Annotated in this window: 13 protein-coding genes; 1 reads left to right on the top strand and 12 read right to left on the bottom strand. The window is 44.1% G+C overall.

Going from position 1 to position 14,148, the window contains the following annotated elements; all coding sequences use genetic code 11:
* Window positions 1–75: 75 nt before the first annotated feature.
* On the bottom strand, window positions 76–1,443 hold the full coding sequence (locus tag V7K45_RS07245) for a protein kinase domain-containing protein (RefSeq protein ID WP_335001829.1): 1,368 nt from the start codon (window positions 1,441–1,443) through the stop codon (window positions 76–78).
* A 249-nt stretch (window positions 1,444–1,692) separates the two neighbouring features.
* Between V7K45_RS07245 and V7K45_RS07250 the strand changes: the two genes are divergently transcribed.
* Window positions 1,693–2,343 (top strand): HD domain-containing protein, encoded by a 651-nt coding sequence (locus V7K45_RS07250; RefSeq protein WP_335001831.1) that lies wholly within the window; start codon window positions 1,693–1,695, stop codon window positions 2,341–2,343.
* Between the two features lie 146 nt (window positions 2,344–2,489).
* On the opposite strand, the gene V7K45_RS07255 is transcribed toward V7K45_RS07250, so the two are convergent.
* From V7K45_RS07255 to V7K45_RS07305, 11 genes are all read right to left on the bottom strand, one after another.
* A complete protein-coding gene (locus V7K45_RS07255; RefSeq protein ID WP_335001833.1) occupies window positions 2,490–3,245 on the bottom strand; it encodes a HEAT repeat domain-containing protein in 756 nt (251 codons plus the stop codon).
* Between the two features lie 180 nt (window positions 3,246–3,425).
* A complete protein-coding gene (locus V7K45_RS07260; protein ID WP_335001835.1) occupies window positions 3,426–4,271 on the bottom strand; it encodes a HEAT repeat domain-containing protein in 846 nt (281 codons plus the stop codon).
* Window positions 4,271–4,525 (bottom strand): phycobilisome linker polypeptide, encoded by a 255-nt coding sequence (locus tag V7K45_RS07265; protein WP_335001837.1) that lies wholly within the window; start codon window positions 4,523–4,525, stop codon window positions 4,271–4,273. The genes V7K45_RS07260 and V7K45_RS07265 overlap by 1 nt, the downstream gene beginning before the upstream one ends.
* A gap of 82 nt (window positions 4,526–4,607) precedes the next feature.
* Window positions 4,608–5,477, bottom strand: coding sequence for a phycobilisome linker polypeptide (locus V7K45_RS07270; RefSeq protein ID WP_335001839.1), 870 nt, complete (start codon window positions 5,475–5,477; stop codon window positions 4,608–4,610).
* 173 nt (window positions 5,478–5,650) lie between these two features.
* Window positions 5,651–6,463 (bottom strand): phycobilisome linker polypeptide, encoded by an 813-nt coding sequence (locus V7K45_RS07275; RefSeq protein ID WP_335001841.1) that lies wholly within the window; start codon window positions 6,461–6,463, stop codon window positions 5,651–5,653.
* Between the two features lie 693 nt (window positions 6,464–7,156).
* A complete protein-coding gene (cpcA, locus tag V7K45_RS07280; protein ID WP_335001843.1) occupies window positions 7,157–7,648 on the bottom strand; it encodes a phycocyanin subunit alpha in 492 nt (163 codons plus the stop codon).
* 97 nt (window positions 7,649–7,745) lie between these two features.
* Window positions 7,746–8,267, bottom strand: coding sequence for a phycocyanin subunit beta (locus V7K45_RS07285; protein WP_099099077.1), 522 nt, complete (start codon window positions 8,265–8,267; stop codon window positions 7,746–7,748).
* Window positions 8,268–8,622: 355 nt separating this feature from the next.
* Window positions 8,623–8,748 (bottom strand): hypothetical protein, encoded by a 126-nt coding sequence (locus tag V7K45_RS07290; RefSeq protein WP_335001845.1) that lies wholly within the window; start codon window positions 8,746–8,748, stop codon window positions 8,623–8,625.
* A 509-nt stretch (window positions 8,749–9,257) separates the two neighbouring features.
* On the bottom strand, window positions 9,258–10,277 hold the full coding sequence (gene hpnH, locus V7K45_RS07295) for an adenosyl-hopene transferase HpnH (RefSeq protein ID WP_335001978.1): 1,020 nt from the start codon (window positions 10,275–10,277) through the stop codon (window positions 9,258–9,260).
* A gap of 120 nt (window positions 10,278–10,397) precedes the next feature.
* Window positions 10,398–11,381 carry a hopanoid-associated sugar epimerase gene (hpnA, locus tag V7K45_RS07300; protein ID WP_335001847.1) on the bottom strand — a complete coding sequence of 328 codons (984 nt, stop codon included), beginning with the start codon at window positions 11,379–11,381 and terminating at the stop codon, window positions 10,398–10,400.
* Window positions 11,381–14,140, bottom strand: coding sequence for an efflux RND transporter permease subunit (locus V7K45_RS07305; RefSeq protein ID WP_335001849.1), 2,760 nt, complete (start codon window positions 14,138–14,140; stop codon window positions 11,381–11,383). Before V7K45_RS07305 ends, hpnA begins: the two co-directional genes overlap by 1 nt.
* Window positions 14,141–14,148: the final 8 nt, after the last annotated feature.

A 14,148-nucleotide genomic window follows, 5' to 3' on the forward strand; every position in this document is an offset into this window, starting at 1 on the left:
AGCTGTCACCATTATGTGGAATTCGTAATCGACGACAGATGTGGATTAAATAGATAAAAACTGCTATAAACTCGACTATGACAACGCATTTAACAATGCTCGCTTAAATTCAGCTGCACTCTTAAAGTGAATTTCTGGTTTATCAACCAACGCCAAATCAATCACCTGCGCTAAGGGTTGCATAATTGTTGCATCTCGTTGGCGAATTGGTATGGGATTATTCTGTAAAACTGCTAGAAAAGGATCGCCTGTGAAGTTGCGGGGGAAACAACCTGTGAGCATATTGTAGAGACAAGCCGCAACTGCCCAAACATCTACCTCCGGTTGGGCATATTTAAAGTTAAGCACCTGCTGTCGCGGCATAAAAACGGGAGTACCCGCTTGAGTCCCAGTCAAAGTTTGACCACTTAAACCAGCCAAGTCAAAGGCCTTGGATAAGCCATAATCACCGATTTTAGCCACCAGTTTTCCATCAATATTAGTCAGGAAAATATTACTCGGTTTTAGGTCGCGATGAACTATACCTTTACCTTTGCCAAACTTACCATCAGCCAGTTTGACATAAGGAAGTTCAACATTGTGGGCATATTCTAAAGCGTCTAAAATCTGGAGAATAATCGGTACAGCAATATCAACAGACAATCGCCCACCCAGTTGCTGCATGAAATCCCATACAGTACCGCCCTCACAATATTCCATTGTAAAAAAGAAGATGATTTCCGAGTAGCCACAATCCATCAGTTGCACTACATGAGGATGTTGCAAAGCCTTGGTGTTTTCCGTCTCCCGGAGAAACATCTGCACAGCGAATTCATTCGCCGCCACTGCTGGTAACATGACCTTTAAGGCTATGAACTTGCCAGACTGATTATGCTGTGCTAAATAAACTTCCCCGAATTCACTAGTGCTGAGAAGTTTGACAAGATTATAACCGCTAATTGCTTTGAGGTTGCGATCGCCACTCTCAGCCAAATTCAGAAAGTATTTGATGATGTCTAAGCAATAAACTTGTTGTAGTGGGTTATTTTTGATAGTAACATCATCAGGGATGAAGGTTGGTAGATTTACTTCATTTGGATGTGTTTCTATACTAACTTTAAAGACAGTGTGACCTAAATTGATTTCGTCGCCTGTTCGTAAGTCATGCTCTGGAAAGTTGCATTTTACAGCTTCTTCAGCCGTTTGATTTCGTTGGCGTTGTCCAATATTTTTACCGTTAATGTAAGTGCCATTTTTACTACCAAAGTCCCGCACCCGAATATCAGGAGGATTAATATCTAGTAGACAGTGATAGCGCGAGATGCCCCGATGATTCTCATCATCTGGTAACTGAGGATTGCAATCTGAACTTCTACCGATTATGCAGCTACTGCGGCAATCAAAAATATATTGCTGTCCTAATAATTGTCCTTGAATAACGGTAAGGATGATTTTAGCTGGCATTTGAACAATAAAAAATTAATGCCCACGATCATAACTTCCCTGTATCAGATATCACAGTGGTGAACCACTCATATCCCGCAAACTTTCTGAGATTAAATCCGGTTGAATACTGATTACAAATCTTGATGAAAAAGAAAACACCCACAACCCCACATAAAACTTTTACCTGTCGCTGCTGGAAGTCTTCTACTGGTGTTTTAACAGTATGTACTTATTTTTTCCAATACTCAGAATGGGTATACTGCCTCTATGCCTACAGAAAAGTTTATGGATATTTTATTTTATAACTGGCAACACACACTCCAACCCTTTGGCGTTGACCAGGTAGCGGCTGAGAAAGCCTTTAATCTCTTGGTTGAAGCTTATTCTACCCCTGGTCGCTATTACCATACACTCAAACACATCGATCGCGTCCTCAGCACAATTGAGATTTTGCAAGGCTATGCCAACAACCTAGCTGCTGTTCAACTAGCTGCCTGGTTTCACGATGTAGTGTATGACGCTGAAGCTAAGGATAACGAAGAACGAAGTGCAGACTATGCTTTTGAGTTGCTGAGTAATTTGGGTATTCCAGAAAGTACTATAACTAGTGTCACCCGTCTGATCCTGAACACTAAAGACCACCAAGCTGCGGTAAATGACTATGATAGCCAAGTCCTAGTTGATGCAGATTTAGCGATTTTGGCTACTAACTCAGTTGATTATGAAGAATACGCCCATGCTATTCGTCAGGAATATAGCTGGGTGGCAGAGGCAGAGTATATCACAGGCCGTCAGAAAATTTTAGAAAGATTTTTACAGCGATCGCGTATTTATTTTACGCCTTTAATGTCAGAGTTTGCCGAACCATCTGCTCGTGGGAATATCCAGGCAGAAATTCAATCTTTCTCGCCTGGTTAGTTTTACAAAAATTTAAGGTCTTGGGAACCAGGACTCTCCATCAAAGAAGCGAATGTAAGACCAATAAAACCAGGAGTTCTGAAGGCTATCCCCGATGAATTGGGAGACCTGACACCATACCGCAAGCGCGGTTGGTGTCTGGTGATTTACCGTCTGCCACCACCACGATGAGGTATTTCAGGCACTTCAGTATCTTCTAGCTTTCTTTTTGGTGCAAACATTTCTTGATGTTGTTGCTGTTGAATTTTTTGCTGTGCAAATTTTACACGGGTGCGAACTCCCACATCGGCATCAGTATCGAGTATTTGCTGAAGTTGATTTGTAATCCGCGATGCTTGCTCTGGTAAAGTGACTGCTATGGCGTTGCCGCTTTGCGGGTTGTCGCCAGACATCGCTAGTGTTTCTAAACTCGTCACTGCTGCATAGCGCACTATCCACTCTGGATCTTGAGAAATTAGTAATAGTGCCTCTAATACCTGAGTCTGAACAGATTCTACCTTCTCAGCAGGTAGTTGCTGCCAGCGCAAAGTGCCTAATCCCCTAGCAGCAGCTCGCCGCACGCTTAAGGAAAAATCAGTTTTTGCTGCCTCTAACAAGGTATCCAGCGCCCGGACATCACCAATTCCCGCTAAGGCGCGAATAGCCCAGGCTCTCGCACTGTAGTTGTAGTCATCAATTAGTTCCAATAGTGACGGTACTGCGACTTCGCCGATCGCAATTAGTCCATCTACTGCTGCCACTGCTGCCCCTGGATTGTTATAGCCCAAAGCTGCAATCAGAGTGGGAACAGATTCCTCAATACCAGCTGCCGCTAACTCCTGAACTGCGTCCAATAAGCGATCCGAGGAGTCTGCTTCTTCCACAGCACGAATTAATATTTGGGCAAGGTCACTGTTATTCATAATAATTTGCCATCAGTCATTAGGGATCTGCCAATTGTAGCTTAAGTCCTCCGTAGTTGACATCAGACATAAACCCCCTAGCCTTTATCTCGCAATTATGTTAGGGGTTTATGTGCGATAAACAATTGATTTAAGCGTATTAATAACGACTAATGCCTGAGAAATTATAACTACAATTAACTACAATAGCGAGTCCATCAAATTTATCACTTTAATCGCACCATCTGACAAAGTGCTTGTTACTGTGTGCTTAACTTGATGTTCTAGTAATCCTTTAAGAGAAATTAGCTTTAGACTATTTTCAGCAAGAGTTTCGGCGATCGCATCTGCTGCGGGTAGATAGCCAATCGCTCCCAAGTCTGCTAACACTGCTCGACGCAATTGCAATTTATCTCCTGCCAGAGCTTTTACTAACCGTTCTCCATAAACTGGTTCTTGGGTTAATTGATACATTGCTCGTGCGGCAGCATATTGTACCAATTCGATTGGATGCTCTAAAAATGGTTTTACCAAAGGGATGTACTCAGTCGCCCTCAATGTTCCCAAGGCTTCTAAAATGGCCTCGTAGGGTTGAGATAAATCAGGCTGCTTTGATATTAGCTGCTCTCCCTGCAAACCTACTTGTAATAATTCAATCAGGGCGGGAATACAAACCGGATCGCCCAGCATTTCTAAGGATTGTGCCGCCGCTTCCCGGACATAAAAATCTGAGCAGTTTAAACACGCAATTAAAGGTGAGACTGCCTGGCGATCGCCTAGTTTCCCTAAAGCCCTAGCTGCGTTACGTCGCAGAGGATATCCGCCTTCTGGTGTTCTGTCGGCTTCATCTTCTAACGCTTTAATCAATCCTGTAACCGCAGCTGCTTCACAGATCCGAAACCTACCCAACCACCAGGCAGCATAAAAGCGCAGACCTAAATCTGCACTCTCAAGGTTAGCGATCGCTTGCTCTACTGTTAAAGATTCACCATCGCCAGAGTTACCTGTCGGTGATAAATCTTCAAATTTCTGCGGACTAGAATTCATTATGAAGAAGGAGGATCGCTTTGTTCGCTATTTGTTTTAGCTTCAGCGTTCAATGGCTGAATGCTGACTATTTTGCCACCCAAGCGAGTAATCCGCTGCATTTCTTGATTCATCCGGTTCTCAGGTACTGTGAAAAACACAGTAGCACTAGAACGAATCGGATAGTTGGTTTTTTCAGTTTCTTCGCTTTGGCGCAGACCCACTACTTCATAGCGAAAGTAGCGACTACTCGTATTACTAGTTGCTCCAACCATAAAATTAATTTCCAATTTTAGATTGTCATTAGTCGTTTGCCCTTAATAATGACTATTGACTAATGACTATTGACTATTGATACTAAAGGGGTTTCACACTTGCTATTTTACCACCTTGTTTTACCACTCTCTGGAAGTAACTAGATAGTTCTTCATAAGGTATAACCACCGCTTGATTGACGCGGCGTGTGCTGGGATACCCAGCTCCAAAAACACCTGCTACTTCAATGCGGTAAAGTCTGCCTTCTTTACCAAAAGTTCCCGCACCACCAAAAGTGCTGCTGGGGGTAACGCCTTTTTCAGAAGCAACGTATGAAAAGCCTGAAGAAGCACCAGAGGGAGGAACAATGACGGATGCGCTGTTCCGGCCTAGTTCGCTAGCAAGACGAGAGTCTTTGCCTTTGAGTTGGGAGGTATCGCTACTGGCATAGCCGCGATAAAGTTGGAATATCCGGCTAAATCCCACAGTTTTTTGTCCTGTTTGGGTTTCAAAGCCGCGATAGTAAGGCACTATATTTTCACCAAAGTTTGATTGATACTCTGGCGAATCAATATAAGAATCGATGTCGGCTTCATATCCCTTGGTTTGATACAAGTCCAAGTGATAGACGACATCAGACTCATCATAAGGGGCACGACCCAACAAATGTTTGTAGTTCAGTTCGATAACGCGAGTTTGGAAGTTGTCGTAGAAAAACTTGGTTTTGTACAGTTCCGATTTAGCTAGCTGACGCACAAACTCTTGCACTGTAATTTTGCCATCGCGGAGGATCGATTCAGCACTTGTCAGGCGGTCTGATGCCAATATGTAGTTGTTGCCCAAAACTTGACGATAGACGGCAGCAATTACTCTTTCGATGTCTTCTTTGGTTGCATTCGGACGCAATTCCACAGGAGACTGATCGCTAAAAGGTTCTGTTCCCAGACGGGAAGCTGCTGTTGTAATAGCCATTGGTAATTTTCCTTTTGTAATTAGTAGTTGCAAAAATTAGGAGTTAGGAGTTAAGAGTTAGGAATTAAGGGTAGGGATATAGTTAGGAATTTAAAACTCATAACTTCTAACTCCTCACTCCTCACTTCTAACTCCTCACTCCTAACTCCTCACTTAATTCTCCAATTCCCTATTTATACGGCTGTAATGCTGATAACCTTACTACCCTTGCGATTCAACTGCTGTAATTTACTAGAAAGTTGCTCGTAGGGTACGATCAATTCCGCAGTACCGCGCCGGACTACAGCTGAGTTTGGGGAAGCTGCTTGTAGTACTCTGATCCGGTATGTTTCGCCGCGACCACCTGTTGAGAGTCCTGTTAAGGCTCCAGCAGAGACTGGGTAAATGGGTGAAGCTAGATTCTTAGCTACTTCCCAAGTGAGGCGTCCTTGTTTTTGCCCTTGAGCGCGATCGCTATTGGCATAACCCCGATACAGTTGGAACAGTCGGCTATAGCCAACGTTTTTCTGTCCTACTTGACTTTTAAAGCCTCTGTAGTAGGGCACAATATTTTCGCCAAAACTCTCTTGATATTCTAATGAGTCAATGTAGGAATTAATCTCAGCTTCATAACCTTGTGAGTTGTAAAGCTCAACATGGTACGAAATCTCTGACTCATCTTCTGGGGCACGCCCCAATAAATGCTTATAATTCAACTCGATAAACCGAGTTTGGGAGTTGGAGTAGAAAAACTTATCCCGATAGAGTTCTGATTGAGCAATGGCTAGCACAAATCCCCTAACGGTGATTGCACCTTGTTGCAACAGTGATTCTGCACTCTCTAGACGGTCTCCTTCTAGTAGATATGCATTACCCAAAACCTGACGGTAAGCCGCCCGGATAACCACTGCCACATCGGCTTCTGTTCTATCAGGGCGTAGTTCTACTGGTGCTGAATTTTCAAACGCTCCAATCCCTAATCTTGCTGCTTGTCCCAAAGCTGCCATCTTTAACCTCCTCAGTTTTAACTGCAAAACTGAAAACTTTTTAGAAAATTTTTTCTAGTCTTTTAACAGTCTTTTTGAAATTGACACTTACCTTACTTTCAAGTAAGGCGATTTTTAAGACATACCTGCCTTAATATCCTGTTTTCACAGGTAGGTTCCCAGGCTCACCTTATCAGTTTGGCAGTCCCTCATGGGGAGAAACCTCCGTTCTCTGCCGACACTGCGCGTAGCTTGCTTTTCCGTAGGGTATCTGACTCGCCAACGTTGCGCCAGCGTCTTTCCTTTGGAACGCTCTGCAAACACGTAACGTCTCGTAAGAGATGAGAGAAGATTGCACTCGCTGCCTCACCACATTTGCCACAAGGGCGTAGTGATATCTCCTTACGTTATTTCGGGCGTATACTTTCCCCCAGTCCGAGGGTAGGTTTTTAAATCTTGTACTGACAAAAATATTGTGCCAATTGACAGTAGCTTAAAAGAGGCACTGGGTTGTGAACTTTCCCAAACTTGTAGCAAATACCGTGCTACCTCAGCAGCTTTCATCCCCGTTCTAAAGCAAAAAATACAGAACTACGTTCCTCTTTCTCCAGGGTTTTCAGCTAGCTTTTCTTAAAAAACTGCCCGGAGAGGTAAACAACTCATAGAACTCACTTGTCATAAGAGCTGATTTCCTCTCCGGGCTAAAGAAACACTCTAGCTTAGAGTATTGATTACGTAGTCGATGTAGGAATTTGCTTCAACAGCTGGGTCGCCGCTGAGACCGTGGTTAGCTTTGATGTACTTGAGGGCTTCAATGTACCAGCTAGGAGACAGATCGAAAGTCCGGTTGATTTCAGCCAAGCCAGAAATCAAGAAATCATCCAAGGGGCCTGTGCCACCAACAACTAAAGCGTATGTGATAATCCGCAAGTAGTAGCCGATATCACGTACACACTTGCCTTTACCGCGCGCATCAGACGCGAAGTTAGGGCCTTGTTGTTGAGTGGTGTAAGGGAACTTGTTATAAACTGCTTGAGCAGCACCTTCGGTCAAGCGTTGAGCATTAGCGCTCAATGCTTTTGCTGCTTGTAAGCTAGCAGGAGCTTGGCGGAAGCGACCAAAAGCAACTTGAATTTCGGTGCTGCTGAGGTAGCGTCCTTGAGAATCAGCCGATGCAATTGCTTCAGTTAGAGGTGTTTTTGTCATTGTGGTATTTCCCTTTTACAAACGTTATGGTTGAAATTTTGTTTTGTCCTATAGACAGGACAATTATTTAGTCAACATCAGCAAAGCTTTGCTTTGCTTAAGCCACAGCAGCAGCAGCACGATCGAAATAGCTAGCTATTTCAGATGACAAAGCACTGCAATCGCCTCTGGTGATATTGTTTGTATCGTTGACAATTGCCAAAGAAGCTTGTTTTAGCTTCTGAATACCAACAGCAACTGAAGCTCCTGGAGTTCCCAATGCCAAGTAGGTTTCCCGCAATCCATTGAGGGCACGATCGTCTAGCACGCTAGAATCGCCAGCAAAGATAGCGTAGGTGATATAGCGAAGAATGATGTCCAAGTCTCTGATACAAGCAGCTGCACGACGGCTGGTGTAAGCATTACCACCGGGAGTGATCAATTGGGGTTGTTCTGCCCACAAATCACGAGCCGCAGCAGCAACAAGAGCTGACGCATTGCTGGTAATACGGTTAACAGCATCTGCACGCTTGTTACCATCTTTGACTAGTTCGCTCAATGCATCCAATTGTGCATCAGAGAGATATTCGCCGCGTGTATCAGCTTGGGAAACTACTTTTGCAAATGCATCTAAAACCATTGCGTTAAATCTCCTAATTTGCTTGGTTAAGAATAATTGGACTCAAAACTGAATGGTTCAGTTGATTTTTGATGTCAGCACTGCCTGACGAATTACGAAAGGTTTAAAACAGACATCCAAGAAATAAGTTTACGATCTCCAGGGTTTCAGATTAAAACTTTTGTTAAAAAACTTCAAACTTCTATGAACGACTGGAAAACCTGATTAAGATGTTGTTTTTTACTTCCAAGTTCTCTTTATACAATGCTGTCGTATCATATTTTATTACAAATTATTATTATGTTTGTGAAAATTGTTTACATAAATTCATATTTTTGTCTCTGTTTAGTTTACGAGCCGAGCGCCGATCGCTAGGCTAAGATTTCAATTCAAAGTGCGGGCCTAGTGGCGAGTCAAAAATAGTCGGCGATCGCTGCAAATCTACTCCAGTACCACTGATACTGAGCAGGCGTTGACCAGTGCCGCGAATCTTATAATACATTTGCAGGTCACGAACAGATACAAATGGCGTGGGTATTTTCCCTAATGCATTTCGGCTTATTTAGCTGAGGGAGCGATCGCAATATCTCTAAATAAGCATTCTCTTTTAACTATCGTATTTTGTTATACACATTCAAGTGCAATCAGAATGCTTAAAGGGTGCGCAAGTATAGCACCCTTTAATAAATAACCTGAGTTCGGGATAATAAATCCTCAAAAGCCTTGAATTATCGTTGTTCGGTCTAAAGCTCTGTTTTCATCTATTGTCAATAAGACATATTGCTGAGATTAGTTTCATTTGTGAACCTTATTGACAAAATGATTCCACTTTTATCCCTGCTTTGATCAATTCCAGTTTTATTCAATCCTGACAGAATAAGCTTTTTAGCTTCTGGCTTAACCCGAACTCAGGTTAAATATGTAGTATTCAGCCTACTCAACCCTGAATTCTGATTGCTGATTACTGAGTAAATTAAGAATTACTCAGCACTCAGCACTCTTGATTACTTCCTAATTCCTGCCAAACACACTACCAAGGGCACGCGCCATATTTTGCGGCTGCATTGCATCCATTGCGGCGGTAGGTTCGTAGCCGCAGTGAACCATACAATCGGCACATTTAGGATTACCACTCTTCTGTCCGTATTGACTCCAGTCAGTTTGGGCGAGTAATTCCTTGAAGGTAGAGTAATAACCTTCGTTCAGCAGATAGCAAGGTTTTTGCCAACCGAGAACGCTATAACTAGGGCTACCCCAAGGCGTGCATTCGTAGTCCTTATCACCAGTGAGAAAATCTAGGAACAACGGATTGTGATTGAAGTTCCAGTTTTTTTCACCACTTTTGTAAGGAGCCAGAATTTCTCGGAAGAGGGCGCGGGTTTGTTCGCGGTGGAGAAAATGATCTTGATCGGGTGCCCATTCGTAACTGTAGCCGGGAGAAATCATCATCCCGTCAGTATTTAGTGTTTCCAGAAAGTTAAAGAACTCTTGCATATCTTTAGGTTCAGTACCTTCAAAGATAGTGGTGTTAGTTGTAACACGAAAGCCTTTAGCTTTAGCGGCGCGAATGGCTTTGACAGCAATATCAAAAACACCTTTACGATCTACGCAGCGATCGTGTAATTCTCGCATTCCATCTAAATGCACGCTGAAAGTGAGGTAAGGGGAAGGTTGAAACTTATCCAGGCTCTTTTCTAATAACAAACCATTGGTACACAAGTAAATATATTTCTTGCGTTCAATTAATCCCTGGACAATCTCATCAATTTGAGGGTGTAGCAGAGGTTCTCCCCCAGGAATTGAGACAACTGGTGCGCCACACTCTTCCACAGCAGCAAAACACTGTTCTGGGGTGAGATTTTGCTTTAATATTTCCTTTGGATGTTGGATTTTACCACAACCAGTACAAGCGAGATTACACCGAAAAAGAGGTTCCAACATCAACACTAAGGGGAAGCGTTTGCGTCCTTTCAAACGCTGTGTAACAAGATACTTCCCAATATCCATAGCTTGTTGTAGATTAACTGCCATTGTTGCGATCGCTCCTCTTTTAAAGATAAATACACCACTGGAAAACATAAAACCTTTGTAGGGGTGCAAGGTCTTGCGCCCCTACTGTCTATTGCATCCACACGTAAATAGCTATATTTTTCATTTGACATATCCCTGAGCAACAAACCAATCCACAGCATCTTTGAGTGCGGCGTTCAGCGAAGATTGGGGTAGATCCAATTCTCGTACAGCCTTTGAAGCATTGTAATACATAGGTTGTTTCGCCATCCGAACGCCATCCAATGGTACTGAGGGCGATTTACCCAATGGTGCGAGAATCTTTTCATCAACCCAGGCAACACTTAGGGGCAACCAAGCGGGTACAGTTTGTTGAGGTGCGCTCAGACCAGTGATATCGGCGAGTTGTTCGAGTAGTTGCTTGAGACTGAGGTTTTGATGGCCTAAGATATAGCGATCGCCAGATTTACCTCGCTGCAAAGCCAGTAAATGCCCCCATGCCACATCCCGCACATCGATAAAATTTAGACCAGTATCCAAGTAAAAGGGCATTTGCCGTCGCAAAAACCGCAAGATTATATCACCTGTCGGGGTAGGTTTGATATCCAACGAGCCAATGGGACTGCTGGGATTGACAATAACTACCTCCTGACCTGTAGCAACGGCTTGCATAGCTTCTTGTTCAGCCAGAAACTTAGACTTTTTGTAGTCACCCACCAACTTTTCTAAAGGACTCTGATGTGTTTCATCCACAACTTCCCCTGACGCTCCTACCCCAATCGCTGCTACTGAACTTGTGTAGACAGTGCGTTCAATGTTAGCCTTGCGAGCTGCTGCCAACACATTGCGCGTACCCAGGACATTGTAACGGTGGAGTAATTCTCGGTCTGTCTGCCAGAGGGAATAATGAGCTGCTACATGAAATAGGTATTGACAACCTGCCATCTGTTGCCAGAGATTTGGATCGTTCAAATCGCCTTTGACAATTTCCACCTCTAAACCGCGTAGATTCTCCAAATTGCTGCTATGGCGTACCAGTGCTTTGACGGCATATCCTTGTTGCAGCAACAACCGTACCAAATGAGCGCCAATAAAACCCGTACCCCCCGTGACAAAAACCTGCATCAACTTCCCCCCTGCTCCCCTGCTCCCCGGTCACTGAGCGAAGCCGAAGTGCTGCTCCCCCTCTTCTTAAACCGGGGAAACCAATCATCCAAAATGGTGTAGACTACTGGCACAACAATCAAACTGAGAATAGTTGAAGTTACTAATCCACCTGCGATCGCTACAGCCATCGGCGATCGCAATTCGGAACCAGCACCCAAACCTAATGCGATCGGCAGCATCCCTAAAATAGTAGAGGCCGTGGTCATCATAATTGGTCTGAGGCGCACTAGTCCAGTCTTGAGGATCGCCTCGGTACGGTCTAAGCCAGCGTTACGTAACTGGTTGATGTAATCCACAAGCAAAATGGCATTTTTGTTTGCCAGCCCCAGCAAAAAGACGAAACCGATCAGTGAGATCATGCCAAAGTCGCTCTTGGTAATTAGTAGCGCTAACATCGCCCCCACTAGTGCTAAAGGTAAAGATACACCAATAACTAGAGGATCTACCCAGGTTTTGAATAACAAAATTAGTACTATGACAATGCACAAGGCAGATAGAGCCAGAGTAGTGCCGAAACTGCTAAACACTTCATTTTGATGAGCAGAGTCTCCCCCTAAATTTAAAGAAACATTAGAGGGTAACACTGCGTTTGCTTCAGCTACCACTTTGTCAGTGGCATCACCCAAAGACAGATCCTTGCCAAGATTAGCACTGATGTAGGCTACGCGCTGATTATTTAAACGCTCGATCTGAAAAACTGTGCCCTGCGGATTCGTTTCGCCTGTAACTGTGACATCAACAAATCCCGGTAGCCTCTGAATCCTTTCTTTAATTGCTTTGACTGCTTTGCTCAAAGCTTGGAGATTATCACCTTGTAATGCTATTTGCAGGGGTTTTTGACCGCCAGAATCGACAAATTGAATATCTTCAACACTAGTAGTCACCCCAGAAAGAACAGGTAATGAGGAGCGCAACTGGTCTTGTAATTCCGCAGTTGTGATTGTGCGATCGCCCTTTAACTTTACATATAGTATCCCTTTATTTGGTTCACCCTCACGAGAACCAACAGTCGTAAATACCGTTTCAACTGCCGGTGATTTTCTGACTACATTTTCTAGTTTTTTCGCAACCTCTAGAGAATCGTTCAAGGGATTGGGAATTTGAGACTGGAGACTAGGATTTATCCCCTGCTCCCCTGCTCCTCTGCTCCCCTGCCCCTCTGCCCCCCTGCCCCCCTGCCCCTCTCCTCCACTAGGAATACTCGGCAAAGGAGCCGTATAAGCAATATTAAATTCGCCGCGATCGAGTTTGGGAATAAATCCTTTGGGAATTAGTGGAATCAGTGCTATACCTGCGATGAAACTGAGTGCAGCTAACCCGATAACTATTTTCCGATGATTCAAAGACCAACTCAGCAAGTTTCTGTAAAATTGGGTAAACGCCACCCAGATTTTTGCTTCTCGACGCGGGGAGAGTGAGGATTTAGGTTTGAGCCAGTATATAGCCAGAACTGGAGATAAAGTCCGAGCAACTAGCATAGAAGCAAGCATCGCGGCTGAAACAGTGATGCCGAAAGGCTTGAAGAACTGACCGATGACGCCACCCATCAAACCTATGGGTAGAAAAACTGCTACTGCTGTTAAAGTGGCGGCGGTAACTGTCAACCCGATCTCATTTGTCGCTAAAAGCGCTGCTTGGCGAGGAGTTTCCCCATCTTCAACGTGTCGCATGATGTTTTCCACATCTACGATCGCATCATCAACAATGCTACCAATCACCAAAGCTAAAGCCAGCAGGGTGATTGTTTCCAGGTTGAAGCCGAAAATCGCCATGACGATAAACGTCGCCAACAAAGATGTAGGAATTGCCAAGGCAGAGATCAGAGTTGCCCGCCAATTCCATAAAAAAGGAAAAATTACTACGATAGACAATAAGACTGCTTCCAGCAAAGCATCGATTGTTGACTGGGTAGCTTGGCGGATGTATTCTGCTTGGGTGGCAGCTAAGGTGAGGTTAACATTCTTAAGAGTAGAGCGCAGCCTTTGAACTTCTTTCTCAACCTGACTCACAACTTCCAAGGTATTAGCACTACCGCGTTTAATTACCTGAAATGCGAGTGCATCTTGACCGTTAAACCTGACTAATGTCGCCCCACCTTGGGGAACCGTTGCACTTGCATTCGCTGGATTTACCGGAGGAGTTGCACTCGCAGCGCCTAGTAGTGAGACTTTTAATACTCCTGGTAATTTAGCGATCGCACTGACAATCTCATCTTGCGCCAACTTCGTCAAATCTTTGAGATTCCGTGTTGGACTCTCTATGGCATAACTAATGGCGGCTGACTCGTTTAGATTCAGGGGAATAATTTTAGAAGTCGCTCCTTGAGGTAGAGTCACCTGCTTGAGGGCAGTTTCAACCTTTTTGGTCGATGTTTCTAAATTCGTCCCAACGGCAAAAGAAAGGGCAACAGCTGCTTGACTAGGATAAGTTGATGAGCGAATATTCTCCAGTCCTTCTAGGGAGCGGAGGCGTTCTTCTACGGGTTTAGTGAGCTTCGCTTCTGTATCCAGGGCAGTTGTTAGGGGGGCTGTAGCATTTACAACCACCACTGGAAAGGTAATATCTGGAAACAAGGCATACTTAAGGGAACTGAAAGCCAGAATGCCAGCTACCGTTACGGCAATCCAAAAACTCACCGTCAGCCACGAAAATTGAATCGCCAATTTGGAAATATTGAAGAGTTCTCGTGCGGATTTGGAGTTATGAAGCTTTACCATCTTGGAAA

Origin of the sequence: Nostoc sp. (genome assembly GCF_036917375.1) — a bacterium.
In the GTDB taxonomy this organism is placed as follows: Bacteria; Cyanobacteriota; Cyanobacteriia; order Cyanobacteriales; family Nostocaceae; genus Nostoc.

Excerpts from the sequence above, each read along its gene's own strand:
- V7K45_RS07245 (WP_335001829.1), bottom strand. The coding sequence starts at position 1,443 with ATGCCAGCTAAAATCATCCTTACCGTTATTCAAGGACAATTATTAGGA.
- V7K45_RS07250 (WP_335001831.1), top strand. The coding sequence starts at position 1,693 with ATGCCTACAGAAAAGTTTATGGATATTTTATTTTATAACTGGCAACAC.
- V7K45_RS07255 (WP_335001833.1), bottom strand. The coding sequence starts at position 3,245 with ATGAATAACAGTGACCTTGCCCAAATATTAATTCGTGCTGTGGAAGAA.
- V7K45_RS07260 (WP_335001835.1), bottom strand. The coding sequence starts at position 4,271 with ATGAATTCTAGTCCGCAGAAATTTGAAGATTTATCACCGACAGGTAAC.
- V7K45_RS07265 (WP_335001837.1), bottom strand. The coding sequence starts at position 4,525 with ATGGTTGGAGCAACTAGTAATACGAGTAGTCGCTACTTTCGCTATGAA.
- V7K45_RS07270 (WP_335001839.1), bottom strand. The coding sequence starts at position 5,477 with ATGGCTATTACAACAGCAGCTTCCCGTCTGGGAACAGAACCTTTTAGC.
- V7K45_RS07275 (WP_335001841.1), bottom strand. The coding sequence starts at position 6,463 with ATGGCAGCTTTGGGACAAGCAGCAAGATTAGGGATTGGAGCGTTTGAA.
- cpcA (WP_335001843.1), bottom strand. The coding sequence starts at position 7,648 with ATGACAAAAACACCTCTAACTGAAGCAATTGCATCGGCTGATTCTCAA.
- V7K45_RS07285 (WP_099099077.1), bottom strand. The coding sequence starts at position 8,267 with ATGGTTTTAGATGCATTTGCAAAAGTAGTTTCCCAAGCTGATACACGC.
- V7K45_RS07290 (WP_335001845.1), bottom strand. The coding sequence starts at position 8,748 with ATGTATTATAAGATTCGCGGCACTGGTCAACGCCTGCTCAGTATCAGT.
- hpnH (WP_335001978.1), bottom strand. The coding sequence starts at position 10,277 with ATGGCAGTTAATCTACAACAAGCTATGGATATTGGGAAGTATCTTGTT.
- hpnA (WP_335001847.1), bottom strand. The coding sequence starts at position 11,381 with ATGCAGGTTTTTGTCACGGGGGGTACGGGTTTTATTGGCGCTCATTTG.
- V7K45_RS07305 (WP_335001849.1), bottom strand. The coding sequence starts at position 14,140 with ATGGTAAAGCTTCATAACTCCAAATCCGCACGAGAACTCTTCAATATT.